A 26,774-nucleotide genomic window follows, 5' to 3' on the forward strand; every position below is an offset into this window, starting at 1 on the left:
GATGCCCCCCCGCACCTCGCTTTTCACGCCTGTCCTTTTGGTCGGTTGTTTTATCATCATGGTCAGCTTTGCCGTGCGGGCGTCCTTTGGCGTGTTCCAGATCCCGATTGCGGCTGAATTCGGCTGGCTGCGGACCGAGTTTTCGCTGGCCATCGCGATCCAGAACCTTGCGTGGGGCGTGGGGCAGCCGATTTTCGGGGCCATCGCGGAAAAGATCGGCGACCGCAAAGCCATCGTGATCGGCGCGGTGCTGTATGCCATCGGTCTGGTGCTGTCTGCCGGGTCGACCACCCCGCTGGAACATCAGGCCTATGCGTGGCTGGTGGGCTTTGGCATTGCGGGCACCGGCTTTGGCGTGATCCTGGCCGTGGTGGGCCGGGCCGCCAGTGACGACAACCGATCAATGTCGCTGGCGATTGCCACGGCAGCGGGCAGCGCGGGGCAGGTGTTTGGCGCGCCGGTGGCCGAATGGCTGCTGACGATGATGAGCTGGCAGATGGTGTTCATGACCTTCGCAGCCGCGATCATGGCGATGCTGCTGACACTGCCGCTGATGCGCGCGCCGGTCACGGCAAACAAGGCCGAGCTTGAGGAAAGCATGGGCCAGATATTGGTCAAAGCGTTCCGCGATCCGTCCTTTACGCTGATTTTCCTGGGGTTCTTTAGCTGTGGCTATCAATTGGGCTTTATCACCGCGCATTTTCCGGCCTTTGTCACCGAACTGTGCGGCCCGATCCTGCCCGGTGGTGTGCTGCACAACATCGGCATCACCAGCACCTCGGCGCTGGGGGCGGTGGCGATTTCGCTGATCGGGTTGGCCAATATCGTGGGCACGCTGACCGCCGGTTGGGCGGGCAAGCGGTTTTCCAAGAAATACCTGCTGGCGGGCATCTATGTCGGCCGCACCGTGATCGCGGGGCTGTTCATCCTGCTGCCGATCACGCCGTTGTCGGTGATCCTGTTTTCGGTCGGGATGGGGGCGCTGTGGCTGGCCACGGTGCCGCTGACCTCTGGGCTGGTCGCGCATATTTACGGGCTGCGGTATATGGGCACGCTGTATGGCATCGTGTTTTTCAGCCACCAGTTGGGCAGCTTTCTGGGCGTCTGGCTGGGCGGGCGCATGTACGACATCACCGGCAACTATACGATGGTCTGGTGGATTGGCGTCGGCGTCGGGGCGTTCAGCGCCATCGTCCACCTGCCGATCCGCGAGCGGACCCTGGGCAGCGGGCTGATGGCGAAAGCGGCCTAGAGTTTAGGCGGGTTGTCGCGGATGATCTCCAGGATCTGATCCGCGTGGGTGTAGGTCAGCGCATGGGTCGCGCCGTCGATCACCTCTTGGTGGGCGTTGCGGCTCCATTCGGCCAGAACGCCGACGGATGACATCGGAATCACCGTATCCTCGCGCCCCCAGATCGCCAGCACGGGAATGCCTGCGCGGTGGATGATCTGGTGTTCGGCTTTCAGGTTATGCCCCAATACACCGCGCAGGCTGGACAGAACCGCAGGCACGAAACCGCGCCAGTTCAGTTCGGCCTGTTGCATGTCGCCGATGTTTTTCACCTGCGTCTTTGTGGCGGCTTCGGATTTGATCCCCTTGCGCAACTGGCGTGGGAAAAAGGCCAACATCAGCCAGTCGCCGATCAGCGGTGTTTGCGTGATAAACCGGTTCAGCCGCGACCGGACCAGCCCCATACCGGCAGGGGCCAGCAGGATAAGCTGGCGCACGCGGTCGGGGTGGTTGGCGGCGAACAGCGCAGCAATCGCACCGCCCATCGAATAGCCGATCAGGGTCAGGTCGCCGCCGACGTTTTCATGGGCCAGCAGTTCCTCAAGCTCGGTCAGATAGAACGCATCGTCATGGGCCGCCTTGGGCCGGTCCGAATAGCCGCGCCCGTAGTGGTCAAAAATCAGGATGCGAAAGCCCATCAACGCCAGCCCGCGCGTCAGCCCGCCCCAGACATAGGACGACGTGGTCAGCCCGTGGATGCACACACAGATCGGCCCGCGTGTGGGGCCAAGCCAGTCGTAATGAACCACGCCCTGCGACAGGGTGGCGAATTGGCCGGGCGCATTGCGACGGGTGTCGCGGGTCACACGTTTGCGGGTTGCCTCGATCACCAACGGTACGGCAATCACGGCAGCCAGCAAAAGCAGCGCCCAGCCTATCATTTGCCCGCCTTCCAGCGGTCCAGAATATAGCGGCTGGTCATCAGGTCCAGATGCGCGCCGCCACCGTTCTTGAACAGGGTAATCTCGTCGTCCGACCTGCGTTTGAAGGCGTGGATGTCATAGTAATCGGCCAGCAGGTGATCGCGGGTGATCGCGCCGCTTTCCAGCGGGATGTTGATCTCGCCGATGTGGCCGATGGTGGTGTCGAAGCTGTCGACAAAGACCCGTGATTTCTGCAAGGCCGCGTCGTCAACCTCGCGCATGTCGGGGCGATAGGCGCCGATCAGATCGACGTGCTGGCCCGGTTGCAGCCAGTCGCCCATGATCAGCGGTTCGGTGGACATGGTGGCGCTGGTGATGATGTCGGCGGCGCGCACGGCTGTTTCCAGATCGTCCGCCACCTGCAAGCCGTCCACCTCTTGCGCCATCTTGTCGGCATTGGCGCGGGTGCGGTTCCAGACGGTAAAGCGTGCCTTGGGGAAGGCTGCGGAATAGGCGGCGTGCAGGTTGTGGCCCACGGTCCCGGCGCCCACGATCAGGATGTTTTCGCTGTCAGGGCGCGCCAACTTGCGGGCGGCGGTCAAGCTGTCGCCTGCCGTTTTCCATTTGGTCACCAGGTGGAAATCGACAATCGCCTCAAGCGTGCCGTCGGTGTCGGAATACAGCGTCACGCCGCCGTTCACCATCGGTTTGCTGTTGGCCGGATTGCCCGGAAAGATCGTGGCCGATTTCACCGCAATGCCCAGCCCGTCGATCCACGCCGAACGGTTCAGCAGCGTATCAGGGTCGCGGTACAGGAACGTATCGCCAATCTCGGCCGGGGGCAGGTCGTGGCCCGCTGCCAGCGCATCGGTAAAACCGATCCAGTCCAGCAGGGCGTCACCTTCGGCGAAAGGGATGATGGGAATATTGCTCATTGCGCTTCGTCCTCGGTCAGCAGCCCTTCGGACACCAGACGCGCGGCCCAGCCTTCGGGGTCTGTAAACAGATGGGTGTTCCAGCCGCGCGCCGACGCGGCGGCGATGTTGTCGGCGCGGTCGTCCGTAAACAGCAAAGCGTCGCCCGAAAGGCCGCTTTCGTCTTCCAGCATCTGGTAAATCTGCGGATCAGGTTTGATCACCCCCATATGCCCCGAGATGAAATCACGGTCGAATTCACGCAGGATCGGATAGACCTTGGCGGCGATGTCGTAGGTTTGAATGCCAAAGTTGGTCAGCGAAAACACCGGAGTGCCCTTGGCCTGCAACGCCTTCATCAGGCGTGCCGAACGGTCGATGGCGGGGGCCGCCATGTCGATCCAGCGATCGTGCCACATGCGAATTTCAGGGGCCCAATCGGGGTTGGCATCGGCGGCAGCCATCACCGTGTCGGTAAAGTTTTCGCCCATGTCGACGCGATCATTCATGCCGTGCAGGTCGACATTGGCGAACATCTCGCGGCGACGCTGGCCGCCGATCTCCCTGTCAAAGAACCGCTCGGGTTGCCACTCGATCAACACGTTTCCGATGTCGAACACGACGGCCTTGATGGTCATAGATCTTGCCTTTCCCGCGCCGGACTCCGCTGCGGGACGTGGGGCGCTTTATGTCTTTGCGGCGGTGCGTATCGCCCGCTCGAGTGCGTCCAGAAAACGTGAGCGGTCGGCCTTTGTAAAGCCTTTGCCGCCGCCCTGACGAAAGGGATCGGCGCTGCGCAGATCGGTCATCAGATCGCGGGTGGCCAGCACGTTGCCGATGTTGGCCTGTGTCAGCGGCTCGCCGTTGTGTTTCAGCACCTGCGCGCCGGCTTCGACGCATTTGGCAGCCAGGGGGATGTCGCCCGTGACCACCACGTCGCCGGGGCCTGCGCGGTCGGCGATCCACATGTCGGCCACGTCCGGCCCCTCGGGCACGATCACGGTTTCCACCAGCGGGTTCTGCGACGGACGCAGCCCGCCGTTGGACACCACGTACATTTTCAAACGGTGGCGGGTTGCGACCCGTTCAGCCTCGGCTTTGACGGGGCAGGCGTCGGCGTCGATATACAGGCTCATTCGGTGGCCTTGCGTGGCGATTTATAGGCGTCGGGGATGGGCATGCGGTTGAACGCATCCAGCCCGGCGATCTTGTAAGCCTCTGCCAGCGTTGGATAATTGAACGTGTTCTGCACGAAGTAATCCACCGTCCCTTTCAGGTTCAGCACCGCCTGCGCGATGTGGATCAGCTCGGTCGCCCCTTCGCCCACAATCTGCACGCCCAGCACGCGGCGGGTTTTCAGGCTGACCAGCATTTTCAACATGCCGTGTTCCAGCCCCATGATATGTCCGCGCGATGTCTCGCGCATACGGGCAATTCCGACCTCGTAGGCGATGCCGCGCTCCTGCATCTCTTCCTCGGACATGCCGCAGGTGCTGATTTCGGGAACCGAATAGATGCCGTAGGGAAACCACGGGCTTTCCTCCAGCGTTGGCGTGTCCAGGGCGTGACAGGCGGCGACGCGGCCCTGTTGCAGCGATGTCGAGGCCAGCGAAGGGTGGCCGATCACGTCACCGGCTGCATAAATATGCGGCACATTGGTCTGATAGGTCTTGCGGTCGACGCTCAGCCGTCCGCGATGGTCTGTCTCAAGCCCGGCGGCTGCGGTGTTCAACTTGTCGGTGGCGCCCATCCGTCCGGCGGCGAACAACAGCATCTCGCCGCGCACATGGCGGCCGTTGGACAGGCTGACCTCGATATGGGCGCCTGTGTCCTCAACCTTGTCCACAGCCGCACCCAGCCGCAGGTCAACGCCGTTTTCGCGGATTTCGTGGGTGAATTCCTGAATCGTGGCGGCGTCGATGAAATCCAGGAAACTGTCGCGCGGCTCGATCAGCGTGACGCGCACGTCCAGCGCGGCGAACATGGTGGCATATTCCACGCCGATCACGCCCGCGCCAATGACGATCAGGCTGCGCGGAATCTCTTTCATCTCGAGAAAGTCGTCGCTGTCCACCACGGTGCGCCCGTTGAAGGGCACATCATCGGGCCGATAGGTGCGGGTGCCGGTGGAAATCAGGAACTTGTCCGACGTGATCTTGGTCTTTTTGCCCGCTTCGGTGTCCACCTCAAGCGTATGCGGGTCGACGAAGCGTGCAGCCCCGTGCAGTGTCTCGACGTGGTTGCGGGCGAACTGGTGTTCCAGCACGTCCACCTCGTAATCCAGTGTCATGTGCAGCCGGGCGCGCAGGTCTTCGGCCCCTATCTCTTGCCGTGCGCGATAGGACCGCCCGTAAAAGCTGCGCTCGCGCCAGCCGCTGAGGTTCAGCACGGTTTCGCGCAGGGTCTTGGACGGGATCGTGCCGGTGTGCACCGACACCCCGCCCAAGCGGTCGCGCCGGTCCACGACCAGCACGCGGCGTTTCAGCTTGCCCGCCTGAATGGCGGCGGACCGGCCTGCGGGGCCGGACCCGATGATGACAAGATCATAGTGCGACATGAACGTCCTTAATCTGAGTAAAGCGCGTCTGCGTGGAAGGCCACGTGATCTTCCATGAAAGTCGAGACGAAGAAATAGCTGTGATCATAGCCCGGTTGCAGCCGCAGCGTGGCCTGCTGGCGACGCTTTGCAACCGCTTCGGCCAATGCTTCGGGTTTCAACAGGTCGATGAACTGATCATCGGTGCCGGTGTCGACCAGCACGGGGCCGTCAAAGCCGTTGGCCGTCATCATCAGGCTGGCGTCATGACGCGCCCATGTGGAGTCGTCATCCCCCAGATACCCCTGTAGCTGCTTGCGGCCCCAATCGCTGCCCGCCGGATTGCAGATCGGCGCAAAGGCCGACACCGACCGGAAGCGCCCGGGCAGGCCCATCGCCAGCGTCAACGCGCCGTGTCCGCCCATCGAATGGCCGGTGATGGCTTGGCGGTCCATGTCCACTGCGAAATTCTCCGCGATCAGGTTGGGCAGTTCTTCTGCAATATAGGACCACATATTGAAATTCGGTTTCCAAGGGTCCTGGGTCGCATCCACGTAAAAACCCGCGCCTTTGCCCATGTCATAGGCATCATCGTCGGCAACATCCTCGCCGCGCGGCGATGTGTCGGGGAAGACCAGCGCGATGCCATGTTCGGCGGCCCAGACCTGGGCGCCTGCCTTGGTCATGGCGTTTTCGTGGGTGCAGGTCAGGCCGGACAGATACCACAGCACGGGCACCGGACCGTCGCGTGCCTCGAGCGGCAGGAACAGGCCGAATGTCATGTCGCAGCCGCAGGCGTCTGACGCGTGGGAATAGACACCTTGGGTGCCGCCAAAGCAGGCGTTTTCGGAAACGGTTTTCATGTCAGTGCTCCTTTGAAGGTTAGCGCATGGCTATCGGGTGGCGGCGCGGGCGGCAAGGACGGGTGCCTCCGGCGGGGATATTTGGGGCCAAAAGAAGCGTCAGACAGCCGTCAGCCAGCCGATGATCAGCGACACGGTGGCGATGCTGATGGCGGTCGAGACGAGAATCGCCGCCGACACGCGCTGGGGGGCGACGCCGTAGTGTTGCGCCAGCATAAAGATGTTGCCCGCCACCGGCAGGGCCGCGGCCGAGATGATGACCGTGGCCGAGAAGGTGTCGACCGAGAACAGGAAGATCGCCGCAAAGGCGACAAAGGCCGGGTGCAGCACCAGTTTGCAAAAGCTGAGCCAGCCGGCGACCGATAGCCGTTCGGCGGATTTGCTGGCCAGTGACGCGCCGATGGCGAACAGGGCGCAGGGGGTGGCCGCACCGCCCAGAATGCTGAGGAATTCGTTAAAGGGCGCAGGGATCGGGATGTGCAGGGCGGACCAGATGAAGCCCAGCGAAATGGCCACGATCATCGGGTTTTTCAGCAGGCCGAGGGCGACGGCCTTGAAGATGCCAAGGCGAATTTCGCCCTCGCGCGCGGCAGTGATCAGGATGACGATCAGCGACGAAAACACGATCAGGTCCACCGCCAGCGCCAGAACCACGGGGCCGATGGCCGCTTCGCCCAGCAGCAGGGTCAGCATGGGAACGCCCAGAAAGCCGGTGTTGCCGATGACCGCGCATTGCGCTTCGATGGCGGTGACTTCGGTGCTTTGGCGGCGCAAATAGCCCACGATGGTGGCGATGCCGTAGACGAACAGCGTGCCCCACAGATAGGCCGCCACCAGCCGCCCGTTCCAGACTTCGGCCAGCCCGAGGTTGGCGGAAAAGCGGAACAGCATCGCCGACAGGGCAAAGTAGAACACGAATTTGGTCAGATAGGCGGTCGCGTCCTGGCTGAAAAAGCGTGCGCGACCCGCCCAGTAACCCAGGCCGATCAGCGCGAAAAACGGCAACGTCTTGAGGAAGATGGCCAACATTGGCCACAGGGATAGCGTGCTGTTTGCAGCCTGTCTATCCGCTGCCGATCAAAACGCCGGCGGCAAAGACCAGCGCACCGCCCAGGACCACCTGCAAGGCTGCGCGCCAGAACGGTGTTTCCATATAGGTTTTCTGTATCCACGCGATGGCCCAAAGCTCGATGAACACAACGACGAAGGCGACGGTCGTGGCGGTCCAGAAGTCGGTGATCAGGTAGGGCAGGGCATGGCCCAGCCCGCCCAGCGTGGTCATCACCCCGGCCGCGATCCCGCGTTTGATCGGCGATCCGCGCCCCGACAGCGCGCCATCGTCCGACGCCGCCTCGGTAAAGCCCATCGAGATACCGGCACCGATGGACGCGGCCAGCCCCACCAGAAAGGTGGTCCAGGTGTTGTGCGTGGCAAAGGCGGTGGCAAAGATGGGCGCCAGCGTCGACACCGACCCGTCCATCAGCCCCGCCAGCCCCGGTTGCACCCATGTCAGGATGAACTGGCGGCGCTCGACGGCGCCTTCGGCCTCGCGGGCGTCTTCGCTCAGGTGCTGGTCGTGCAGGTCTTCGGCGGCGGTCTGGTGGCCTGCTTCGGCGGCGGCCAGATCGCCCAGCAGCTTGCGGGTGTCGGCGTCCTGCGTGCGGGCGGCGGCGGCCAGATAGAACCGTTCGGCATCATGCTCCATCGCAGCGGCTTCGGCGCGGATACGCTCAAGCCCCAGATTGCGGGTCAACCAGACCGGTCGGCGGGCGTAAAAGCCCGAGACGTGTTCTCGCCGGATCAGCGGGATCACCGGGCCAAAGCGGGCGCTGTGCAGGTCGATCAGGCGCTGGCGGTGGGTGTCTTCCTCGGCGGCCATGCCATCGAACACAGCGGCGCTGGCGGGGAAGTCGGCGCGCAGGCTTTCGGCATAGCCGCGATAGATTTGCGCATCGTCTTCTTCGGACGAGATCGCCAGCGCCAGAATTTCCTGTTCGTCCAGATCGCGAAACCGTTTGCGGGCAAGGTTGAATCGCATGGTGGGTCTTTCCGGGATTTAATTAGAATGATTCTAATATACGGAGCCGCGTCGGATTCACAAGCAAAAGCGAAGTCTTGTGGGAATGTACTGTGCGAACTGAACCAATCAGTTTATATCTCAGGTGCACAAGGTAAGAGTCTTATGAACACACACAGCCCCACCATTCGCAAAGGCCGCAAGTTCGATCAGGTGCTGGAGGGCGCGCGTTCGGTGTTTCTGGCCGACGGATTCGAAGGCGCCAGTGTGGACCAGATCGCCAAGGTGGCAGGCGTGTCCAAGGCGACGCTGTACAGCTATTTCCCCGACAAACGGTTGCTGTTCATGGAGGTCGCCGCAGGCGAATGCCGCCGCCAGTCGCAGGCTGCGGTGGATATGATCAACGGCTGCGGGCACCCGCGCGAGGTTCTGGAGCAGGCGGCGCGGCATGTGCTGGCGTTTCTGACCTCGACCTTTGGCCAGCAGATGTTTCGCATCTGCGTGGCAGAAAGCGAACGGTTCCCTGATCTGGGGCGGCAGTTCTACGCCTCGGGTCCGATGGTGATGAAGGCTGAGTTGATTCGCTATCTCGAAGGTGCGGTAGAGCGGGGCGAGCTGGTGATCGACGACATGCAGCTTGCCGCAGACCAGTTCGGTGAGCTGTGCAAGGCCGACCTGTGGCCGCGTCTGATCCTGGGCGTGATATGTACGGCAACACAGGCCGACATTGACCGCGTGGCGATCGGCGCAGTCCAGATGTTCATGGCGCGCTATGGTGCGCCACAGGACAGGAACACGCCCGACAGGCCGTAACGTTCGGGGGCGCAGCGCGGGCCGCGCCCCAAGGTGGTTATCTTTTGTCGATGATCCGCGCGGCCTTGCCCTCGGAACGGGCCACGCCGCCCACGTCGGACACCAGCACTTTGACCGAAATGCCGATGATCTGTTTGATCCGGTCGGACAGCGCCTTGGCCGCCGCGTCCCGTGCGGCACCCTGCACCGACGCATCCGCTGCTTCGGCCAGAACGCAAAGCTGGTCCATCCGTCCCGGTTTGGTCAGCTCGATCTGAAAGTGCGGGGCCAGACCGGCGGTGGCCATCAGGCATTCCTCGATCTGGGTGGGGAACACGTTGACGCCGCGCAGGATGATCATGTCGTCCGACCGACCAGTGATTTTCTCCATCCGTCGCATGCTGCGCGCAGTGCCCGGCAACAGCCGCGTCAGGTCGCGGGTGCGGTAACGGATGATCGGGAACGCCTCTTTGGTCAGCGAGGTAAAGACCAGCTCGCCCTGTTCGCCGTCGGCCACCAGTTCACCCGTTTCGGGGTTGATCACCTCGGGGTAAAAATGATCCTCCCAGATGTGCAGGCCGTCCTTGGTCTCGACGCATTCGTTGGCGACACCCGGCCCCATGATTTCGGACAGGCCGTAAATGTCGACCGCGTGCATATCAAAGGCATCCTCGATCTCGCGGCGCATGGCGTTGGTCCAGGGTTCGGCACCAAAAATACCGACCTTCATCGAACTGTCGCGGGGGTCCAGCCCCTGGGCGTTGAATTCGTCCAGAATGGACAGCGCATAAGACGGCGTGACGGTGATGCCGTCGGGTTTGAAATCCTCGATCAGACGCACCTGGCGCGGGGTCATCCCGCCCGAGATTGGCACAGTGGACAGGCCCAGCTTGTCCGCGCCCAGATGGATGCCCAGCCCGCCGGTGAACAGCCCGTAGCCATAGGCGTTGTGCAACAGATCGCCGGGGCGCAGGCCCGAAGCGCGCAGGCTGCGGGCGACGACGCTGCCCCAGACATCCAGATCGTTGCGGGTATAGCCGACGACCGTGGGCTGGCCGGTGGTGCCCGACGATGCATGAATGCGCGACACCTGTTCGCGCGGCACGGCGAACATGCCAAAGGGGTAATTGTCGCGCAAATCCTGTTTCACGGTAAACGGAAACTTGGACAGGTCCGACAGGCTGTGCAGATCGTCGGGATGTACGCCCGCCGCATCAAACGCCTTTTTGTAGTGCGGAACGTTTGTATAAGCGTGGTTCAGTGACCATTTCAGCCGCGTAAGCTGCAAGGCCGAGATTTCATCGCGCGAGGCAAGCTCGATCGGATCAAGGCTGGCCTTGTCCGGTGTCAGGTCTTTCATGTGGTGCCCTCCTCCTCAGGGAAAATCTGGCCTTTGATGGTGCGCGACAGGCCGCGAAACAGGGCCAGCGTGGTGCCGTCGCTGGCGGTTACGGTGACGTCGTAGATGCCCGACCGCCCGGTGCGCGACACTTCGACCGCGCGGGCGGTCAGGGTGTCGTTCGGCGGACCGGGGGCCAGATAGGTGATCTGGTTCTGCTGGGCCACGGTGCGCTGGTTGTAGGTGTTGCAGGCAAAGGCAAAGGCGCTGTCGGCCAGCGTAAAGATATAGCCGCCGTGGCAAATGCCGTGCCCGTTCAACATGGCGTCGGTCACCGGCATGGTCAGCGTGGCGCAGCCCGGCGCGATTTCGGTGATGGTCATGCCCAGCGACTGGCTGGCGGTGTCGCCGTGCAGCATCTCGCGGGCACTGCGTTCGGCGCGGTCTTGCGGGGTCATGGATCACCTCATGTTTCCAGGTTCAGTCAGGTTGCCCGCAAACTGTAACGCTTTCAAGCCTTATGCCGTTTTACGGGGCTTGATTTGCGGTGTTTTCAGCGCAACTGTTACAGCATGACATTGCACACGCCACCCCCCGTCAATTTGCGCGAGATGCCCAGCCCGCAGGTGGCGTTCCAGCGGCCCGAACTGGCGCTGATCCTGTCGCTGTACGGACGGATGGTGGCGGCGGGCGAATGGCGCGATTACGGGATTTCATGCCTGCGCGAGGTTGCCGTGTTTTCGGTGTTCCGCCGCACCGCCGAACATCCGATGTACCGCATCGAAAAGCGCCCCAAGCTGCGGGGCAAGCAGGGGATGTACGCGGTGATCGGCATGGACGGGCAGATTTTGCGGCGCGGTGCGGACCTGAAAACCGTGCTGCGTGTGCTGGAGCGCAAGCTGATCCGCGCGGTCGAGTGATCGGGCAGGCGGGCGTGGGGGCGCTGCCCCCGGCGCTTTGCGCCTCCCCCGGAGTATTACCGGCAAGATGAAGTCAGAGGCGTTTGTGCGCCGTGCGCGGGCCATCTGATTTTTCGATACGGGTCAGGGCTTCGCTGATTGGCTCGAACGTCGTGGCCATATGGTGGGCATTGGCATGGATCAGGGTGCTGCCGTCATAGACCAGCGCGACGTGACCTTTCCAGAAGAACAGATCGTTGCGCTGCGGCGGGGTGCCTTCGGGCAGGGCGGTGCCAAGGCTGCGCGCCTGTTGGTCGCTGTCACCGTCGCAGGGGATGTTGCAGGCCAGACAGGCCGCCTGAACCAGTCCCGAACAGTCGATGCCGGTGCCCGAATTGCCACCCCACAGGTAGGGCGTGCCAAGGAAAAGCGCTGCGATGGCGGCGGGGTCGTCCTGCCAGTGATCAGCGGGGGCGATGTGTTGTTTGGGCACAAATCCCGCAGCGGTTTCGATGAACTTGGGTGTTTCCGACAGCGCCGTCAGGCGGCTGCCAAAGCTCAGCATCGTGCGGTCGGGCGACTTCATGTCGGCGCGTGCATAGGCGTGGCTGGCGCGTGCGATGACGCGGTGCGTGTGCGGTGCCGCCTGCGCCAGCGCTGCCGTGGGCACAAAGCCGATATAGCCGTCCCGGCCGGGACGGACATAGCTGTGCCCGTCCTGCGCGCCCAGGACAGTGACCGGATCGCCATAGATCAACTGCCGGTCGCGGATGCCGTCCGGCGCGTCCAGCAGATCAACCAGCGCCACGCCGATCTGCGCCGGTGCGCTGCTGTCGACCCACGCAGGGTTTGGTGTGCTGCGCCGGTCGGTCATAGCTTAAGCGCGGCAGGCAGGGCGGCAAGCAGCGCCCGCGTGCCTTGGCCCACGCCGCCCTTGGGACGGGCGGGTGCTTCGAACGGTTGCCAGCCGTAGATGTCGAAATGCATGTAGCGGGGCGTGTCGGTGACAAAGCGGCGCAGGAACAGGGCCGCGGTGATCGACCCCGCAAAGCCGCCCTTGGGCGCGTTGTCCAGATCGGCGATGCCGGGTTCGATCATCGCCTCGTAGGGGGCGTGGAACGGCATACGCCAGACCGGATCGCCGACCGCCTCGGCGGCCTGCTCAAGCGCTGTAACCAGCGACAGGTCGTCAACGTAATAGGGCGCAAGATCCGGCCCCACGGCCACACGGGCGGCCCCGGTCAGCGTGGCCATCGACACGATCAGGTCTGGCTTGCCCTCATCCGCCAGCGCCAGCGCGTCGGCCAGCACCAGACGTCCCTCGGCGTCGGTGTTGTTGATTTCAACCGTCAGCCCCTTGCGCGATGTCAGGATGTCCTGCGGACGAAAGGCGTTTGACGAGACCGAGTTTTCCACCGCCGGGATCAGCACGCGCAACTGCACCGGCAGCTTCAGCGCCATGATCATGCGGGCCAGCCCCAGCACGGCAGCGGCCCCGCCCATGTCTTTCTTCATCAGGCCCATCGACGCGCCGGGTTTCAGGTTCAGCCCGCCGGTGTCGAAACACACGCCCTTGCCGACCAAGGTCAGCTTTGGCCCCGCGCTGCCCCATGCCATGTCGATCAGACGCGGCGCGCGGTCGGCGGCGCGGCCAACGGCGTGGATCATGGGAAAGTTGTCGCGCAGCAGATCATCGCCAACGGTCACGGTCATGTCCGCGCCAAAGTCATCCGCCACCTGCTGTGCGGCCACTTCAAGGTCGGGCGGTCCCATGTCCGATGCAGGGGTGTTGATCAGGTCGCGGGTCAGCGCCTCGCCTGCGGCGATGGCCTCGATGCGGGTCGAATCGATCCCCTCGGGCGCGGTCAGCAGGGCGCGCGCCGGGCTTTGGGCGCAGTAGCGGTCAAACCGGTAGGACGCCAGAAGCCAGCCCAACGCCTCGATCTCGAGCGCACCGGCAGGCAGGTCACCGCGCAGGTCATAGGTGCCAGCGGGCAATTTCGGCACCGCGGCGGCGACATGGAACCGCCCCCGCGCGCGGTCGGCGGCCGTGCCGTAACCGACAGCCGCCAGCTGCACCGCGCCGTCCATATCCGGGACCACCAGCGCCTGCCCGATCTTGCCGGCAAAGCCCGAGGTTTCCGCCCAGGCCTGTGCAGGCGCGTCCAGCGACGCCAGCCAGTCGGCACAGGTGTCTTCGGGAACGACGAACAGCGGAATGGCAGTGTCGGTGCGGGTGAATGTAGTTTGGGTCAGGGGCATGTGCGCAACCTAGTTAGGGGATTGCGCACAACCTAACGGGCCTGTGGCGGCCCGCAAGCCCTGCAACGCCTAAAGCGTGACGTCTTGCAGGTCCCAGACCGCCGTCAGCGACCCTTCGCCGGTGCGCATCAACCGGTTCAGCGTGGCGGCCAGCCCCACGGTGTCCCTGCGGTCGATGCAATAGGTCACGTCGCCCGCAACCCGCGCCAGCACGTCCATCCCGATCTGGTCGGCAATGGCGATCAGCGACCGCGCGCTTTTGCGCAGGCCCGCATGGTCGTCCGTGCGAAACAACCGCTCGCAATGGGACATGCGCAGCGCCAGTTCCTCCATGGCGCGGCACAGGATGTCCTCGGCGCTGACCTCGCCCATTTGGGCGTATAGCGCACCCAGCCGGTCGTTGTTGACGGCCACGGCCTCGGACGGATTGATTTTCGTTACACAGCTCATTTCTTGGTCACCCCTTGATAGACCCCCACGGCCCTAAGCGCACCTTAGGCCTGTACCCGTTTGCATTTGGTTGACACGCTGCGGCACGGGCGACGATTTTCTCTCGAAATTCGGAACAATTCGCTGTATCGCGGGCGTCACCCGCCCCGAAGCCCAAGCGAGAGGACCGTTACAGATGCATAATGTGAAGCCACTGCCCAGCTATCTGCTGCAACGCTACAATGGGTGGAAAGCCACCGGATATGCCGACAATCAGGCCTGGTATCGCCGTTTGGCCAACGAAGGGCAGCGCCCGCGCGCAATGATGATTTCGTGCTGTGACAGCCGCGTGCATGTCACGTCGATCTTTGGCGCGGATCAGGGCGAATTCTTTATTCACCGCAACATCGCCAACCTTGTCCCCCCCTACGAGCCGGACGGCGACCACCACGGCACGTCAGCGGCGGTCGAATACGCGGTTACCGTGCTGAAAGTGGCGCATCTGATCGTGATGGGCCATTCGAACTGCGGTGGCGTTCAGGGGTGCCTAGACATGTGTCAGGGCAAAGCCCCCCAGTTGGAAGAAAAAACCAGCTTTGTCGGCCGCTGGATGGACATTCTGCGCCCCAAATATGATCTGGTCGCAGATGAGGCGGACCCTCAGGTGCAGATCCAGCAGCTTGAAAAGCACGCAGTTGTCGCGTCGCTGGAAAATCTGCTGACATTCCCCTTCGTGGCCGACCGTCTGAAATCGGGGGAACTGACGATGCATGGTCTGTGGATGGACATCGGCGAGGGTGGGTTGGAATATTACAACCACCACGACGAAAAATTCCTGCCGGTTTCGACCATCTGAACCCCATGAACAGAAAAACGGCGATGCTCCCCCCGGAACATCGCCGCTTTTGAATTTGTGTTCCATGCGCGTCCGGCCATGTCGGGGACTGCACCTGGCGGAGCGTGAAGCAACCGCCGCAGTACCCTAGGCCCGACCTTGAACAGTTTGCACCGGTCCACCCCTGAACCTATTTGGCAACTGACAATCATCGTTTTTGATTGAAGGCATGTGAACTATGGTTCGAAAGCGCATCCGCGTGCGGCGGCTTTCACCAAGTGCGCTTTTGCGGCACCGGTTGCACAGACCCCCCCGGATCTGTGGAATCCTGTGACCGTTGCCCGGTGTCCCCACACCGGCGGTCGGTGTCTGCTGATGTCCTTCGCCCCCCTCAAAGCGTTACATTCGCTGACAAGACCAACATAGACTGTCATGTATTAAGGATTGTTTTCGGCAATCGTTAAACTGGCCGCGCAGTTTTGATTTTTTTGGAAAAGATGCTTTATTTCAGTGCTTTACCTAAAAGTTGACGGCGCAAATAATTGCGGTTTCGCCCCGGTTTCCTGCGGACCTCACCCGATCATGGTAAACAACCGGGTAAGGTTTGCTGCGAATGGCCGGATCAGCGCAGGACTTTGCCCTCGGGCCAGTTCATTTCGACGTTCAACGTCACGTTTGATTCGTCGCGGGGGGCCAGTGTCATGTCCCACATCAGCACGCCCTTGCGGTCGTCATGGTCGGTGACGGTGGGTGCGGGGTCTGCGGTCCAGTCGATTTCCAGATCTTCCTGTTCGGACACCGGCACGCGGTCGAACAACTCGACCCGCCAGGGCTTGGTGCCTGTGTTCTCGATGTCGATGCGCGTGGCTTCGGTGATCTCGTTCGACCGCGAAATAATGCCACGGTCGCCCTCGTTGCGGTTCAGCCGCACGCGGTTCAGTCGCAGGGTTTCGATGGGGCCAAAGGCAATGTCGACCTCTTCGCCGGGTGCTACGGGGGCAAAGCTGAACTGCCCGACCATCTGCCCGTCAACAAAGGCGGTGGCGCTGTCGCTGCCCAGCAGTTGTTCCTGCGTGGTGTTGGTCATCCGCGCCATCCGATAGGCAACGCTGTCGCTCAGTGGCACAGCCCGGGCATAGAGGTCGGCATCAAAGTCGACCTTGTCCAGCGCGATGCGAACCTCGTCGGCGCCATTGGCCACGCTGACCGGCCGGGGAAAGGCATATTGCACGCTGGGGCCGTCCAGCATCGCGATGGCTGTGGCAGGTTCGGCCATCATTGCGGGGGCAGGCGCGGGCGGGGCCATGTCAGCCGCTGCGCCCATCGCTTCGGATTGGACGCGGGCCTTGGGCTTGGCCGGGTCTTCGATACGGCGCAGTTCCGAATAGATCTCGCCGGGCCACGTCTGGCCGCTGGGGCGCAGCGTTGCCAATGTTATCGACACGTCTTTCCAATCCTCGCCGCTGGCCTGATACACGGCTGCCCCGCGCTCCAGTTCCAGCGTGGGCGCGTCACCTGTGGTCAGACGCAGGTTATAGACCGGCATCCACTGGGCATTCGCCACCTGATAGCTGACCTCGACCGTCGCCTCGCCCGCTGCCGGTGCGGTAGCGGTCAGGGTCAGGCGGGTGCGGTCCTGATCGGCCGTCAGCAGGGCATCCAGCGCCGCCTGTGCGTCGGCCACATCCTCGGCGCGGTCCTCGCGTTCCTCCATCAGCGCGCGGATCGACGTGCGTGCCTTTCCGGCGGCCTGACCGGCCACCACAGTCTGGTCCCCGATCATCTGCGCCAGCGCGCGCAGGGTCGCCACGTCCATCGGCAGCGCCTCGGACGTGCCAAGGGCGGTCAGAAAATCGGTCTGCGCCTTGGCCGCCTGCACGGCCACCTGCGCCAGCGCAATGCGGTCATCCAGAGCGTTCAGCGCGGTTTCCGCCGCCTTCAGCGCATCCCGCGCGGCGGTCACTTCGGGTGTGTCCTGATCGGGGCCGGGGGGCTGGTTGCGGTCGCGGAACGACACCGACTGCAACTGCGCGCCCGCCAGCTTGACCGAAATGCGCGACGGATCGACGTTTTGCGGCAGGTCGGGCAGCACCAGATCGTGCGTGCCCTGCGGCAGCGCAACCGTGGCGGTGCGCGTCACCTGCGCGCCATAGGGATAGACGGTCACGGCACCGGGCGCGCTGTCGACGGTCAGCGTATCGGCCCACAGGGCCAGCGGGGCCAGCAGGGCGGACAGGGAAAGGGCGGGGGCTAAAATGGCAAAGCGCATATCGGGGACCTTTTGAAAATCAATGCACCCAGCGTGCAAAAGCCGCGCCCAAAAGAAAAGGGGCGCTGTTCAGCGCCCCTTGAAATCTGTACATATTTCGGCGGAATTCAGCCCTTTTTCAGGATCCGCTGGCCCAGCACTTCGGCGATCTGAACCGCGTTCAGGGCCGCGCCCTTGCGCAGGTTGTCGCTGACGCACCACAGGTTCAGACCGTTGTCGATGGTGCTGTCCTGACGGATGCGGCTGATGAACGTGGCAAAGTCGCCGACGCATTCGACCGGCGTGACATAGCCACCGTCCTCGCGCTTGTCGATCACCATGACACCGGGCGCTTCGCGCAGGATGTCGCGGGCTTCGTCCTCGTCCAGGAACTCTTCGAACTCGATGTTGATCGCTTCCGAATGGCCAACGAACACCGGAACCCGCACGCAGGTCGCTGTGACCTTGATGGACGAGTCGATGATCTTTTTGGTCTCGGCGACCATCTTCCATTCTTCCTTGGTCTCGCCCGAGTCCATGAACACGTCGATGTGCGGGATCACGTTGAACGCGATCTGCTTTGTGAACTTGCGCGCAGGCTTGTCGTCGGTGGGGTTGTACATCGACTTGGTCTGGTCCCACAGCTCGTCAATGCCCTCTTTGCCCGCACCGGATACCGACTGGTAGGTGCTGACAACAACGCGTTTGATCCGCGCGCGGTCGTGCAGCGGCTTCAGCGCCACGACCATCTGCGCGGTCGAACAGTTGGGGTTGGCGATGATCTTGCGCTTGACGGCCAGCTCGATGTCCTCGGGGTTCACTTCGGGGACGATCAGCGGGATGTCGGCATCGTAGCGATAAAGCGACGAGTTATCAATGACATAGCAGCCCGCTTTGGCGGCGATGGGCGCGTATTTCTTGGTGGCGTCCGACCCGACGGCAAACAGCGCAATGTCCCAACCCGTGAAATCGAACGTATCGAGATCCTTCGTCTTGAGTGTCTTGTCGCCAAAGCTGACCTCCGTGCCCAACGATTTGCGGCTGGCCAGAGCGGTGATTTCATCCACCGGAAACTGGCGCTCTGCCAGGATGTTCAGCATTTCGTGGCCCACGTTTCCAGTGGCGCCAACGACGACGACGCGATAACCCATTGCGATTCTCCATTTTTGGGTGCTCGGCGTCCATATACCGCTTGGTCCCCCGTTGAAAGGGGCACGCAAAGTTCGTTTCAGGCGGTGTTGTCGCGGGAAAACACGTAGACGGCCAAACCGGCAATCAGCGCCAGCCCGAAGAAGCCGAAAATGGCGGCATAGGGGGCCGCGACATCGCCACCCTGAGCGCCCGCGTGCAGCCGTCCGGTGACGAATTGCATCAGCCCCACACCGCCGATGCCAAACAGGTTCAACAAGGTCACGCCGCGCCCCGTCAAGTGGGGCGGCACAAAGCTGCGGCCATGGGCGACCATCATCGGAAAGGACGCCCCGAACAGACCCACGGCGCACATCAGCGCCACGGCGGTCCACATGCCAGCCTGCGGCATGGCCCACAGGGTCAGAACGGCGGCGGCGGTCAGCGCGTTGCCGCCAACGTTCACCCATTTGCGGCTGCCCATCACCCGGTCCAGCGGGCCGTACATCACCACGCCCAGGATCATCGCCAGCCCCATCAGCAGCGTGGCCATCCCGATCTGTGACTGGCTGGCGTCAAAGACATCGCGCAGATAGGGGCCGATCCACAGGCCACGGATGGCGCCGGCCGGGGCGTAGTGGACAAACATCAGCGGCAGGATCAGCCACAGCACCGGCATTTTCAGCAGGTCGAACACCGACCCGCGCATATCACTTTCCGGCTTGGCGGGGTCGTGCACGGTCAGGGCGATGCCGGCCGCCACCACAGCCGACAGCGCCGCCAGCCCGCCCATGGATGCGCGCCAGCCGATCAGCTCGGCGGATATGGCCATGGGATAGGATGCGATCAGGTTGCCCACCGTGCCCACACCCACCATCAGCGCCGCCAGCGTGGCAAATTGCAGGGGCGGAAATTCGCGCGCAAAGATGTAATAGGACGCCATCAGCACCGGCGAACAGCCGATCCCGATCAGCACCATGGCAATGTCGATGTGAACCGCGTTTGCAGCAACGGCAAACAGCGTCGCCCCGCCACCACCGCCCACCAACAGCAGGGCCGCTGCGGTGCGACGCGGGCCGACAGTGTCCAATGCCCAGCCGACCGGCAACTGCATGGCCGCAAAGGACAAAAACCAAAGTCCCGAGGCAAAGGCCAGATCCTCGGGCGCAAGACCCAGATCGGTCTCCAGCGGACCGGCCAGCACCGCCAGAAAGGCGCGAAAGAACTGGCTTAGCACATAGGCCAGCGCCAGAAGAAACAGTCCGGTTCGCATGGTGCGGCCTTTCAAGCTTTGGTGAAGCTTGGTTACACGGTCGCCCCGACCGTGCAAGAGTGCGTATAAGGTCAGGCGCGCGACCGACGCAGAAACGAGATGCCGAATGAACGACTTTTATGACCAACTGCCGTTGCAGGACGCCTTTGCCAAGCTGTCCGATCAAGCCCTTTATACCCCGTTGCCCGACGACTGGCTGGTGGGCACGGCGGATATTGTCGGCTCGACCCTGGCGATTGCCGAAGGACGGTACAAGACGGTCAACATGATCGGCGCTGCCGTCATCTCGGCGCAGATCAACGCGGCCGGGGGGCGTGCCTTTCCGTTCATCTTTGGTGGCGACGGGGCGGCCTTTGCTTGCCCGCCAGAACAGGGAGACGCGGCAGCGCGTGCGCTGTCCGAGGTGCGTGTCTGGGCGGGCGAGGAATTCGGCCTGACCTTGCGGGTGGCGATGGTGCCGGTGTCCACGATCCGCACCGCGGGCCGCGAGGTGGCTGTGGCGCGCTATCAGGCGGCCCAAGGCGTGGACTATGCGATGTTCACCGGCGGCGGCATCAGCTGGGCCGAGGCCGAGATGAAGCGCGGCCAGTTCGACCTGCCCCATGCGGACCCCGGCACCCAGCCCGACCTGACCGGCCTGTCGTGCCGCTGGAGCCAGATGAAAGCGCGCAACGGGCAAATCCTGTCTGTCCTGATCCAGCCCGAAGACGGTGCGGATGACACAGCCGTCGCCGCCCTGATCCGCGATGTGTTGCAGGTGGTCGGCGATCTGGACCGCAACGGCCACCCCGCCCCGGCCGAGGGTCCGGGCACCGGCTGGCCCCCCGAAGGCGCCGAGATCGAGGCCCGCGCGACCCGTGGCAAGATGACAGTGGAGAAGCGCAAGCGGCAGATCCTGTTCGAATCCTTTGTCGCCTGGCTGCTGATCAAGACGGGCCTGAAGATCGGCGGATTTGACGGGCGCAGCTATGCCCGCAAGGTTGGCGAGAACGCCGATTTCCGCAAGTTTGACGACGGTTTGAAGATGACGCTGGATTGCGACGATGCAACAGCGGCGCGGCTGACCGAACTGCTGGAAACAGCCCGCAAGGCCGGGGCGATCCGTTACGGCATGCACAGCCAGAGCGAGGCGATGATGACCTGCATCGTGCCGTCGATCATGCGCGACGATCATGTGCATTTCATCGACGGGGCGGCAGGCGGCTATACGCAGGCTGCCACCCAGATCAAGGGCGGCAGCGTCTGAGGCTGCCGCCGGATTTGGATATTTATAGCCAAAAGAAAGCTGGGATCGAGCCTATTTGACCCAGCGTTTCGCCGAAGCGCGGGCGGCGTTGGCCAGCAGGGACGCATCAATGCTGACCGCGACAAAACGCGCGCCTGCGTCGATGGCGGCGGTCAGCACGGCCTCGTCACTGCTGAGGATGCCGGGCGCCTTGCCGGCGGCAGAAATCCGGCGCATGGCGTCCAGGATAACCTCCATCACGTCGGGGTGGCTGAGCTGACCCATGTACCCCAGATCGGCGGACAGATCGGCGGGGCCGATGAACACGCCGTCAATGCCGTCGATGGTCAGGATTTCGTCCAGCGCCGCCAGACCGGCGCGGTTTTCCACCTGCACCAGCAGGCAGGTCTGGTCGTCTGCGGTCTGGCCGTAGTCGGGGATGCCGCCAAAGCCCGCCGCGCGGGTGCTGGAATAGCCGACACCACGATTGCCGAAGGGCGGGTATTTCATCGCGCGCACCAGTTGGCGGGCCTGTTCGGCGCTTTCGACCATGGGGACCAGCACGGTTTGCGCGCCGACGTCCAGCACCTGTTTGATCATCCAAGTCTCGCCCACGGGCACGCGCACGGCGGCGTGCGACGGCGACGCTTCGAGCGCCATAAGCTGGTTGCGCAGGTTCGAGATGTCATAGGGCGTGTGTTCGCCGTCGATCAGCAGCCAGTCAAAACCCATGTTGCCCATCAGCTCGGTCGTGTTGACGGTGCCAAGGCTGAGCCACGATCCGATGACGGTTTCACCGTTGGCGAGGGCTTGTTTGAATGTGTTGATCGGCGCTGGCATCGGTTTCTCCTCCGGGGTGTATGCGAGGCGCACCTTAGGACGCGCCTTGCAACTTTGACCAGAGCGAGTTGGCGGGTCAGATCACCTTGATCACGTCCTTGCCCACCGCCAGCATATAGCCGCGCCGCGCGATGTTCTTGACCAGCAGTTCGCTGACGATCTGGTTGCCCAGCGTGTCGCGCAGACGTTTGATGCGGGTGGCTCCGGCGGCCTCTTCACAGTCGGATGCATCGCGCCCCGAGATGATCGCCTCGATCTCGACGCCGGACAGCACGTCGTCGTCCATCCGCGCCTCGGCCAGGATTGACATGGTTTCCATCGCCGCATCGGTCAGCTTGAAGCCCAGGTTGTTCAGGTAAACGGTGTTTTCCTCGCGGCTGATCAGCAGCGAATTCACCTCGATGCCCGCGCGTTCGATCTGTGCCAGACTGCGGCCCATGACGACCAGCATCACCAGAAACACCAGTGCGGCCACCAGCATGGCGGTGGCAAAGGTCAGCAACACGAAGATGATGAACCGGTAACTGGTCAGCGTGTCGGAAAAGGCGGTGCCCGACTGCGCGAGAATCTCAAGCAGTTTGATCTCGGACTGGCTGGTCAGATCGGCGTTTTCGACAAAGATACGCTCGACCTGGGCGTTAAAGGCACCGGCGTCGGGCAGGGTCAGGAACAGCACGATGGCGGCGGCCAGCAGAATCGCGACAATCGCCGCGATTCCGCCCAGCACCAACCGTTCGCCGGTCTGGCGCATTTCAGAAGCGGAGGAAGTATTGTCCGGCACTGTCTTTCCTTTGATCAAGGCCATCGGGGCCGAACACAGACATGATCTGCAACAACGTCCAGCCGCTGGCGGCAAGACGGCTTTTCAATTCGGCCTGCGCCGTACCACGGTCACAGGCGGACACCTGCGCCACACCGTAGTGCAGGCGCAGGGGGTTGTCCTTCTTTGCCTTGTAATCGGCAAAGCAGTCGGCGGCCTGTGCCGCCGCCGGTGCGGCCAGAAGGGCGGCACAGGCAAGGGAAATCAGAATGCGTTTCATAAACAGGACTGTGACCCTTACGCGCGCGATATTCAATAACAACAGGGGTTTCGGGCCTCTGATATTGGATAACAGCGGGCTGTTATTGTGTGACGGGGGGCAGAGCGCCCATCGTTGGTCCAAGGTTCAGCCATGCAGGCCGGGCCACCCAAAAACAAAATCCTGTCTGAAAGGAATACGTCATGTCGGTTTTCACACCTCGGTCCCTGCACCGCAAGTTCATCGCCCTTGTTGCGGGCCTGTCCATCGCCATCACCGGACTGTCCGCAGTGCCTGCGGCCGCCGATCAGGATGACACGGCCCGCGCGCTGGCCGCCATTCTGGGCCTCGCGATTGTGGGCGCGGTCATCCACGATTCCCGCAAGGATGATAACGTGACGCGGTATGACAACCACCGCCCCTATGATCGCCCCGGTTACCGTCCCCATGACCGCCCAGGCTATCACCCGGTGCAGCCGCGCCCGCGCCCGCTGCCACCGCGCGCAGACAACCGCAAGCTGTTGCCCCAGGCCTGCCTGCGGACCTTTCAGACCCGTCAGGGCAAGATCAACGGGTTCGGCGACAAATGCCTGTCGAAAAACTACCGCTATTCCAACAGCCTGCCCCAGACCTGCGCGCTGCGCTTCCGCGATCAGTACGGATTTGGTCAGGGCTATGACGCGCAATGTCTGCGTCATCGTGGCTACCAATTGGCCCGCCGTTAACAAAGGCGGCGTCATGACCGGGGATAGGTCCCTGTTTCCGGTCTAACTTGGGGGAGGGTGTTCGGGCACCTTCCCCCTTTTTGCATCTGCGGCATCGTCCTTGCGGTTTGTGCGCGGCTTTGAAATGTGTGCTTTTCGCCTTCGGCGAGGATATTTAAGGCCAAAAGAAACAAAGGGGCGTGGACCATGCCGGATTTTTCATTCGAGCTTGAGATCGGGGGCCGCGTGGCCGGCGTGGACGAAGTGGGGCGCGGGCCGTTGGCGGGGCCGGTGTTGGCTGCCGCCGTGGTGCTGAACCCCGATGACATTCCCGACGGGCTGAACGATTCAAAGGCGCTGAGCGCCAAGCGGCGCGCGGCCCTGTATGCCGAACTGATGGCGCGGGCCGATGTGTCGGTGGGCAGTGCTTCGGTTGCCGAGATTGACGAACACAACATCCTGCGTGCTTCGCATATTGCCATGGTGCGCGCCATTGCGGGGCTGTCGGTGCAGCCCGATCATGTGCTGATCGACGGCAATATGATCCCGCGCGGACTCAACCTGGCGGCGACCACTGTGATCAAGGGCGACGCGCGGTCGCTGTCGATTGCGGCGGCCTCAATTGTGGCAAAAATTAGGCGCGATGCGCTGATGGTGGATTTGGCGCAACAGCATCCGGGCTATGGCTGGGAGACGAACATGGGTTATCCGTCGAAAAGCCACAAAGAGGCGTTGCAGAATATTGGTGTCACCCCACACCATAGACGTTCGTTCAAACCTGTACACAATATCTTGTATCAAGAGAAATAGTTAAGCAATTGATTCAATAAAGAAATTGACCACGAATCAGCTTTGACTCATCTTTGTCCACAACCAACGAGCCCAAAATGGGCCGCGGATAGAGGCAGATATGATGACAAAGACCAAGAGCGCCACGGCGCTGCCCTTGAATGAAATCATTGCGGGTGATTGCATTGATGTGATGAACAGTCTTCCGGCAGAGTCGGTGGACCTGATCTTTGCTGATCCACCCTATAACCTACAGTTGCGCGGCGACCTGCACCGGCCCGACAATTCCAAAGTGGATGCGGTCGATGATGCCTGGGACCAGTTCGACAGTTTCAAGGTTTATGACAAGTTCACCCGCGCCTGGCTGAAAGCCGCGCGCCGTTTGCTGAAACCCAACGGCGCGATCTGGGTCATTGGCAGCTATCACAACATTTTCCGCGTCGGCACCGCCTTGCAGGATGCGGGCTTCTGGATTTTGAACGACGTGGTCTGGCGCAAGTCGAACCCGATGCCGAACTTTCGCGGCAAGCGGTTCACCAACGCCCACGAAACGATGATCTGGGCCGGCAAGGACGAAGCCAGCAAATACACATTTAACTACGAGGCGCTGAAGGCGCTGAACGAAGGCATCCAGATGCGCAGCGATTGGGTTTTGCCGATCTGCACCGGCCACGAGCGTCTGAAAAACGACGACGGCGACAAGGCGCATCCGACGCAAAAACCCGAAAGCCTGCTGCACCGTCTGCTGGTCGGGTCGACCAATCCCGGTGACGTGGTTCTGGACCCGTTCTTTGGCACCGGCACCACCGGCGCGGTGGCCAAGATGCTGGGCCGCGAATTTATCGGAATCGAGCGCGAAGAGGCCTACCGCAAGGTCGCCGCGAAACGCATCGCTTCGGTGCGCAAGTTCGACCGCGAGGCGCTGGCGGTCAGCACCTCGAAACGCGCCGAGCCGCGTGTGCCGTTTGGCCAGTTGGTCGAACGCGGCATGCTGCGCCCGGGCGAGCAGTTGTATTCGATGAACAACCGTCACAAGGCCAAGGTCCGTGCCGACGGCACGCTGATCGGTGACGATGTCAAAGGGTCGATTCATCAGGTCGGCGCCCATCTTGAAGGCGCGCCCAGCTGCAACGGCTGGACCTACTGGTGCTTCAAGCGCGAGGGCAAGACCGTGCCCATCGACGTGCTGCGCCAGCAGATCCGGTCGGAAATGCACGACTGATCCCACACGGGATCATTTCACCACAGTTTTACCAACACCGCTGGTGCCCCTGCGACTTTCACCCATTGTCGCGATCACATGGGGGCGCCTACCTATGCCCCGCCTTTATGGCGGGGCCTTTTTCGTTTCGGGGCCTTAGCGCGGGCGCGGGTTGGTCGCCTTGTTATAGGCGGTCCAGTCGGTGATCTCGGGGTAATACATATCGCGCCATGCCCGCACGCGGGGGTGCATGATACGTTTCCACACGCGGGGCAGCATCGCCGCCATCGTCATCACCGGATAGCCATAGGGCAGTTGCGGCGCGTCCGCCTCGGTGTGGTTTTGCAGCACGGGAAAGCGGCGGTCGGGTTTGTAATGGTGGTCGGAATGCCGTTGCAGATTGATCAGCAGCCAGTTCGACGCGCGGTGGGTGGCGTTCCACGAATGGCGCGGGTGGACGTGTTCGTATTTGCCATCCCCCAGATGTTTGCGCGTCAGCCCGTAGTGTTCGATGTAATTGACCAGCTCAAGCTGCCAGATCGCCACCCCCGCCTGCAACAGGAACAGACCCAGCCCGGCCCAGCCGCCAAGGGCAAAGGCCAGCACCAGAAAGGTGCCTTGCAGATACCAGTATTTGAAAAACGGGTTCGATACATCGCTCCACGGCAGATCCTTGCGGGCCAGCATGTCCTTTTCCGCATTCCAAGCGCTGATCAGCGATTCTTTCAGCACGCGGGGGTAGAACCGGTAAAAGGTCTCGCCCATGCGCGCGGTGACCGTGTCGCGCGGGGTGCCGACATAGCGGTGGTGCACCAGCATGTGCTCGGACCGGAAATGCGAATACAGCACCATCGCCAGCAGCGCATCGGCGCACCAGCGTTCCAGCTTGGGCTTTTGGTGCATCAGCTCGTGGGCATAGTTGATGCCCACGGTGCCGTTGATCGCGCCGACGCCAAAGAACAGCACCAGCTTTTCCAGCGTGCCCAGATGGTCGGCCGGGGCCACATACCAGATCAGCGCAAACAGGTTGATGAATTGCAGTGGCGCCCAGATCAGCGTGATGGCCCGATACCAGAACAGATCGTCGTCGTCGGTGTCGGGGTCCGCATTGTCAGGGTCCAGCCCCACGGCAAAATCCAGCGCTACGAACAGATACCACGTGAACACCGGCAGCAGGATCACGGTCCAGCCGCCGGTTACGGCACAGGCCCATGCCAGCGGGATCAGCAGCACCGACAACGCATAGGGCGCGGCGCGGGTCAGCTTGGCCATGTCGGCGGCGGGGATATAGGACGATGATGTCATGG

The 26,774-nt window shown here is 62.7% G+C and carries 28 protein-coding genes; 8 read left to right on the forward strand and 20 right to left on the reverse strand.

The features are described 5' to 3' along the window. Nucleotide 1: 1 nt before the first annotated feature. Nucleotides 2–1,252: an MFS transporter gene (locus AAC077_RS10610; RefSeq protein WP_339769289.1), complete on the forward strand. Its 1,251-nt coding sequence runs from the start codon at nt 2–4 to the stop codon at nt 1,250–1,252. On the opposite strand, the gene AAC077_RS10615 is transcribed toward AAC077_RS10610, so the two are convergent. The 8 genes from AAC077_RS10615 to mbfA form a co-directional block, all read right to left on the reverse strand. Continuing rightward, nucleotides 1,249–2,172 carry an alpha/beta hydrolase gene (locus AAC077_RS10615; RefSeq protein WP_339769291.1) on the reverse strand — a complete coding sequence of 308 codons (924 nt, stop codon included), beginning with the start codon at nt 2,170–2,172 and terminating at the stop codon, nt 1,249–1,251. The genes AAC077_RS10610 and AAC077_RS10615 overlap by 4 nt on opposite strands. Beyond that, nucleotides 2,169–3,089: an ornithine cyclodeaminase gene (locus AAC077_RS10620; RefSeq protein ID WP_339769293.1), complete on the reverse strand. Its 921-nt coding sequence runs from the start codon at nt 3,087–3,089 to the stop codon at nt 2,169–2,171. Before AAC077_RS10620 ends, AAC077_RS10615 begins: the two co-directional genes overlap by 4 nt. Then, nucleotides 3,086–3,706, reverse strand: coding sequence for an HAD family phosphatase (locus tag AAC077_RS10625; protein ID WP_339769295.1), 621 nt, complete (start codon nt 3,704–3,706; stop codon nt 3,086–3,088). The genes AAC077_RS10620 and AAC077_RS10625 overlap by 4 nt, the downstream gene beginning before the upstream one ends. Before the next feature lie 48 nt (nt 3,707–3,754). Then, entirely contained in the window at nt 3,755–4,204 is a 450-nt protein-coding gene (locus tag AAC077_RS10630; RefSeq protein WP_339769297.1) for a YaiI/YqxD family protein, read from the reverse strand. After that, a complete protein-coding gene (gene sthA, locus AAC077_RS10635) occupies nt 4,201–5,625 on the reverse strand; it encodes a Si-specific NAD(P)(+) transhydrogenase (protein WP_339769298.1) in 1,425 nt (474 codons plus the stop codon). Before sthA ends, AAC077_RS10630 begins: the two co-directional genes overlap by 4 nt. 8 nt (nt 5,626–5,633) lie before the next feature. After that, nucleotides 5,634–6,467 carry an S-formylglutathione hydrolase gene (fghA, locus tag AAC077_RS10640; RefSeq protein WP_339769300.1) on the reverse strand — a complete coding sequence of 278 codons (834 nt, stop codon included), beginning with the start codon at nt 6,465–6,467 and terminating at the stop codon, nt 5,634–5,636. 99 nt (nt 6,468–6,566) lie between these two features. Next, nucleotides 6,567–7,496, reverse strand: coding sequence for an AEC family transporter (locus AAC077_RS10645; protein WP_339769302.1), 930 nt, complete (start codon nt 7,494–7,496; stop codon nt 6,567–6,569). Between the two features lie 34 nt (nt 7,497–7,530). Next, nucleotides 7,531–8,505: an iron exporter MbfA gene (gene mbfA, locus AAC077_RS10650; RefSeq protein ID WP_339769304.1), complete on the reverse strand. Its 975-nt coding sequence runs from the start codon at nt 8,503–8,505 to the stop codon at nt 7,531–7,533. Nucleotides 8,506–8,649: 144 nt separating this feature from the next. Here mbfA and AAC077_RS10655 point away from each other — a divergent pair, with 144 nt between their 5' ends. Continuing rightward, the gene (locus AAC077_RS10655) at nt 8,650–9,297 is read left to right on the forward strand and encodes a TetR/AcrR family transcriptional regulator (protein WP_339769306.1); all 648 of its coding nucleotides are present in this window, start codon (nt 8,650–8,652) and stop codon (nt 9,295–9,297) included. 37 nt (nt 9,298–9,334) lie between these two features. On the opposite strand, the gene paaK is transcribed toward AAC077_RS10655, so the two are convergent. Continuing rightward, nucleotides 9,335–10,636, reverse strand: a complete 1,302-nt coding sequence (gene paaK / locus AAC077_RS10660) for a phenylacetate--CoA ligase PaaK (protein WP_339769308.1) — start codon at nt 10,634–10,636, stop codon at nt 9,335–9,337. Then, on the reverse strand, nt 10,633–11,073 hold the full coding sequence (gene paaI / locus AAC077_RS10665) for a hydroxyphenylacetyl-CoA thioesterase PaaI (protein ID WP_339769311.1): 441 nt from the start codon (nt 11,071–11,073) through the stop codon (nt 10,633–10,635). The genes paaK and paaI overlap by 4 nt, the downstream gene beginning before the upstream one ends. 114 nt (nt 11,074–11,187) lie before the next feature. On the opposite strand from paaI, the gene AAC077_RS10670 reads away from it, so the two are divergent. Continuing rightward, complete coding sequence (locus AAC077_RS10670; RefSeq protein ID WP_339769313.1) at nt 11,188–11,535, forward strand: DUF2794 domain-containing protein; 348 nt, start codon at nt 11,188–11,190, stop codon at nt 11,533–11,535. Nucleotides 11,536–11,608: 73 nt separating this feature from the next. Here the strand turns inward: AAC077_RS10670 and AAC077_RS10675 are convergent, their stop codons facing one another. The 3 genes from AAC077_RS10675 to AAC077_RS10685 all read right to left on the reverse strand — a co-directional run bounded on the left by AAC077_RS10675 (nt 11,609) and on the right by AAC077_RS10685 (nt 14,226). Next, nucleotides 11,609–12,388 (reverse strand): NlpC/P60 family protein, encoded by a 780-nt coding sequence (locus AAC077_RS10675; RefSeq protein ID WP_339769315.1) that lies wholly within the window; start codon nt 12,386–12,388, stop codon nt 11,609–11,611. Beyond that, nucleotides 12,385–13,776 carry a leucyl aminopeptidase family protein gene (locus AAC077_RS10680; RefSeq protein ID WP_339769317.1) on the reverse strand — a complete coding sequence of 464 codons (1,392 nt, stop codon included), beginning with the start codon at nt 13,774–13,776 and terminating at the stop codon, nt 12,385–12,387. Before AAC077_RS10680 ends, AAC077_RS10675 begins: the two co-directional genes overlap by 4 nt. Nucleotides 13,777–13,845: 69 nt before the next feature. Next, entirely contained in the window at nt 13,846–14,226 is a 381-nt protein-coding gene (locus AAC077_RS10685; RefSeq protein ID WP_339769319.1) for a hypothetical protein, read from the reverse strand. 175 nt (nt 14,227–14,401) lie between these two features. On the opposite strand from AAC077_RS10685, the gene AAC077_RS10690 reads away from it, so the two are divergent. Beyond that, the gene (locus AAC077_RS10690; protein WP_339769321.1) at nt 14,402–15,061 is read left to right on the forward strand and encodes a carbonic anhydrase; all 660 of its coding nucleotides are present in this window, start codon (nt 14,402–14,404) and stop codon (nt 15,059–15,061) included. Nucleotides 15,062–15,662: 601 nt separating this feature from the next. On the opposite strand, the gene AAC077_RS10695 is transcribed toward AAC077_RS10690, so the two are convergent. From AAC077_RS10695 to AAC077_RS10705, 3 genes are all read right to left on the reverse strand, one after another. Next, complete coding sequence (locus tag AAC077_RS10695; RefSeq protein ID WP_339769323.1) at nt 15,663–17,309, reverse strand: DUF4139 domain-containing protein; 1,647 nt, start codon at nt 17,307–17,309, stop codon at nt 15,663–15,665. A 107-nt stretch (nt 17,310–17,416) separates the two neighbouring features. After that, nucleotides 17,417–18,439 carry an aspartate-semialdehyde dehydrogenase gene (locus AAC077_RS10700; protein WP_339769325.1) on the reverse strand — a complete coding sequence of 341 codons (1,023 nt, stop codon included), beginning with the start codon at nt 18,437–18,439 and terminating at the stop codon, nt 17,417–17,419. Nucleotides 18,440–18,516: 77 nt separating this feature from the next. Continuing rightward, entirely contained in the window at nt 18,517–19,689 is a 1,173-nt protein-coding gene (locus tag AAC077_RS10705; RefSeq protein ID WP_339769327.1) for an MFS transporter, read from the reverse strand. Between the two features lie 106 nt (nt 19,690–19,795). Between AAC077_RS10705 and AAC077_RS10710 the strand changes: the two genes are divergently transcribed. Then, entirely contained in the window at nt 19,796–20,935 is a 1,140-nt protein-coding gene (locus AAC077_RS10710) for a DUF3095 domain-containing protein (RefSeq protein WP_339769329.1), read from the forward strand. A gap of 51 nt (nt 20,936–20,986) precedes the next feature. On the opposite strand, the gene AAC077_RS10715 is transcribed toward AAC077_RS10710, so the two are convergent. The 3 genes from AAC077_RS10715 to AAC077_RS10725 form a co-directional block, all read right to left on the reverse strand. Then, nucleotides 20,987–21,754: an HpcH/HpaI aldolase/citrate lyase family protein gene (locus AAC077_RS10715; RefSeq protein WP_339769331.1), complete on the reverse strand. Its 768-nt coding sequence runs from the start codon at nt 21,752–21,754 to the stop codon at nt 20,987–20,989. A gap of 76 nt (nt 21,755–21,830) precedes the next feature. Beyond that, the gene (locus AAC077_RS10720; RefSeq protein ID WP_339769332.1) at nt 21,831–22,535 is read right to left on the reverse strand and encodes a hypothetical protein; all 705 of its coding nucleotides are present in this window, start codon (nt 22,533–22,535) and stop codon (nt 21,831–21,833) included. Beyond that, nucleotides 22,507–22,794, reverse strand: coding sequence for a hypothetical protein (locus AAC077_RS10725; protein ID WP_339769335.1), 288 nt, complete (start codon nt 22,792–22,794; stop codon nt 22,507–22,509). Before AAC077_RS10725 ends, AAC077_RS10720 begins: the two co-directional genes overlap by 29 nt. A gap of 182 nt (nt 22,795–22,976) precedes the next feature. Between AAC077_RS10725 and AAC077_RS10730 the strand changes: the two genes are divergently transcribed. The 3 genes from AAC077_RS10730 (at nt 22,977) to AAC077_RS10740 (ending at nt 25,488) form a co-directional block, all read left to right on the forward strand. Continuing rightward, nucleotides 22,977–23,498: a hypothetical protein gene (locus tag AAC077_RS10730; RefSeq protein WP_339769337.1), complete on the forward strand. Its 522-nt coding sequence runs from the start codon at nt 22,977–22,979 to the stop codon at nt 23,496–23,498. A gap of 186 nt (nt 23,499–23,684) precedes the next feature. Beyond that, a complete protein-coding gene (locus AAC077_RS10735; RefSeq protein WP_339769339.1) occupies nt 23,685–24,287 on the forward strand; it encodes a ribonuclease HII in 603 nt (200 codons plus the stop codon). Nucleotides 24,288–24,387: 100 nt separating this feature from the next. After that, nucleotides 24,388–25,488 (forward strand): site-specific DNA-methyltransferase, encoded by a 1,101-nt coding sequence (locus tag AAC077_RS10740; protein ID WP_339769341.1) that lies wholly within the window; start codon nt 24,388–24,390, stop codon nt 25,486–25,488. 135 nt (nt 25,489–25,623) lie between these two features. Here the strand turns inward: AAC077_RS10740 and AAC077_RS10745 are convergent, their stop codons facing one another. After that, nucleotides 25,624–26,772 carry an alkane 1-monooxygenase gene (locus AAC077_RS10745; RefSeq protein ID WP_339769343.1) on the reverse strand — a complete coding sequence of 383 codons (1,149 nt, stop codon included), beginning with the start codon at nt 26,770–26,772 and terminating at the stop codon, nt 25,624–25,626. Nucleotides 26,773–26,774: the final 2 nt, after the last annotated feature.

Source organism: uncultured Pseudosulfitobacter sp. (assembly GCF_963976325.1).
Classification (GTDB): Bacteria; Pseudomonadota; Alphaproteobacteria; order Rhodobacterales; family Rhodobacteraceae; genus Pseudosulfitobacter.

Excerpts from the sequence above, each read along its gene's own strand:
- AAC077_RS10645 (WP_339769302.1), bottom strand. The coding sequence starts at position 7,496 with ATGTTGGCCATCTTCCTCAAGACGTTGCCGTTTTTCGCGCTGATCGGC.
- fghA (WP_339769300.1), bottom strand. The coding sequence starts at position 6,467 with ATGAAAACCGTTTCCGAAAACGCCTGCTTTGGCGGCACCCAAGGTGTC.
- mbfA (WP_339769304.1), bottom strand. The coding sequence starts at position 8,505 with ATGCGATTCAACCTTGCCCGCAAACGGTTTCGCGATCTGGACGAACAG.
- AAC077_RS10675 (WP_339769315.1), bottom strand. The coding sequence starts at position 12,388 with ATGACCGACCGGCGCAGCACACCAAACCCTGCGTGGGTCGACAGCAGC.
- AAC077_RS10630 (WP_339769297.1), bottom strand. The coding sequence starts at position 4,204 with ATGAGCCTGTATATCGACGCCGACGCCTGCCCCGTCAAAGCCGAGGCT.
- AAC077_RS10610 (WP_339769289.1), top strand. The coding sequence starts at position 2 with ATGCCCCCCCGCACCTCGCTTTTCACGCCTGTCCTTTTGGTCGGTTGT.
- AAC077_RS10685 (WP_339769319.1), bottom strand. The coding sequence starts at position 14,226 with ATGAGCTGTGTAACGAAAATCAATCCGTCCGAGGCCGTGGCCGTCAAC.
- AAC077_RS10730 (WP_339769337.1), top strand. The coding sequence starts at position 22,977 with ATGTCGGTTTTCACACCTCGGTCCCTGCACCGCAAGTTCATCGCCCTT.
- AAC077_RS10745 (WP_339769343.1), bottom strand. The coding sequence starts at position 26,772 with ATGACATCATCGTCCTATATCCCCGCCGCCGACATGGCCAAGCTGACC.
- AAC077_RS10695 (WP_339769323.1), bottom strand. The coding sequence starts at position 17,309 with ATGCGCTTTGCCATTTTAGCCCCCGCCCTTTCCCTGTCCGCCCTGCTG.
- AAC077_RS10690 (WP_339769321.1), top strand. The coding sequence starts at position 14,402 with ATGCATAATGTGAAGCCACTGCCCAGCTATCTGCTGCAACGCTACAAT.
- paaK (WP_339769308.1), bottom strand. The coding sequence starts at position 10,636 with ATGAAAGACCTGACACCGGACAAGGCCAGCCTTGATCCGATCGAGCTT.
- AAC077_RS10740 (WP_339769341.1), top strand. The coding sequence starts at position 24,388 with ATGATGACAAAGACCAAGAGCGCCACGGCGCTGCCCTTGAATGAAATC.
- AAC077_RS10700 (WP_339769325.1), bottom strand. The coding sequence starts at position 18,439 with ATGGGTTATCGCGTCGTCGTCGTTGGCGCCACTGGAAACGTGGGCCAC.
- AAC077_RS10715 (WP_339769331.1), bottom strand. The coding sequence starts at position 21,754 with ATGCCAGCGCCGATCAACACATTCAAACAAGCCCTCGCCAACGGTGAA.
- paaI (WP_339769311.1), bottom strand. The coding sequence starts at position 11,073 with ATGACCCCGCAAGACCGCGCCGAACGCAGTGCCCGCGAGATGCTGCAC.
- AAC077_RS10735 (WP_339769339.1), top strand. The coding sequence starts at position 23,685 with ATGCCGGATTTTTCATTCGAGCTTGAGATCGGGGGCCGCGTGGCCGGC.
- AAC077_RS10710 (WP_339769329.1), top strand. The coding sequence starts at position 19,796 with ATGAACGACTTTTATGACCAACTGCCGTTGCAGGACGCCTTTGCCAAG.
- AAC077_RS10655 (WP_339769306.1), top strand. The coding sequence starts at position 8,650 with ATGAACACACACAGCCCCACCATTCGCAAAGGCCGCAAGTTCGATCAG.
- AAC077_RS10705 (WP_339769327.1), bottom strand. The coding sequence starts at position 19,689 with ATGCGAACCGGACTGTTTCTTCTGGCGCTGGCCTATGTGCTAAGCCAG.
- sthA (WP_339769298.1), bottom strand. The coding sequence starts at position 5,625 with ATGTCGCACTATGATCTTGTCATCATCGGGTCCGGCCCCGCAGGCCGG.
- AAC077_RS10625 (WP_339769295.1), bottom strand. The coding sequence starts at position 3,706 with ATGACCATCAAGGCCGTCGTGTTCGACATCGGAAACGTGTTGATCGAG.
- AAC077_RS10680 (WP_339769317.1), bottom strand. The coding sequence starts at position 13,776 with ATGCCCCTGACCCAAACTACATTCACCCGCACCGACACTGCCATTCCG.
- AAC077_RS10670 (WP_339769313.1), top strand. The coding sequence starts at position 11,188 with ATGACATTGCACACGCCACCCCCCGTCAATTTGCGCGAGATGCCCAGC.
- AAC077_RS10620 (WP_339769293.1), bottom strand. The coding sequence starts at position 3,089 with ATGAGCAATATTCCCATCATCCCTTTCGCCGAAGGTGACGCCCTGCTG.
- AAC077_RS10615 (WP_339769291.1), bottom strand. The coding sequence starts at position 2,172 with ATGATAGGCTGGGCGCTGCTTTTGCTGGCTGCCGTGATTGCCGTACCG.
- AAC077_RS10725 (WP_339769335.1), bottom strand. The coding sequence starts at position 22,794 with ATGAAACGCATTCTGATTTCCCTTGCCTGTGCCGCCCTTCTGGCCGCA.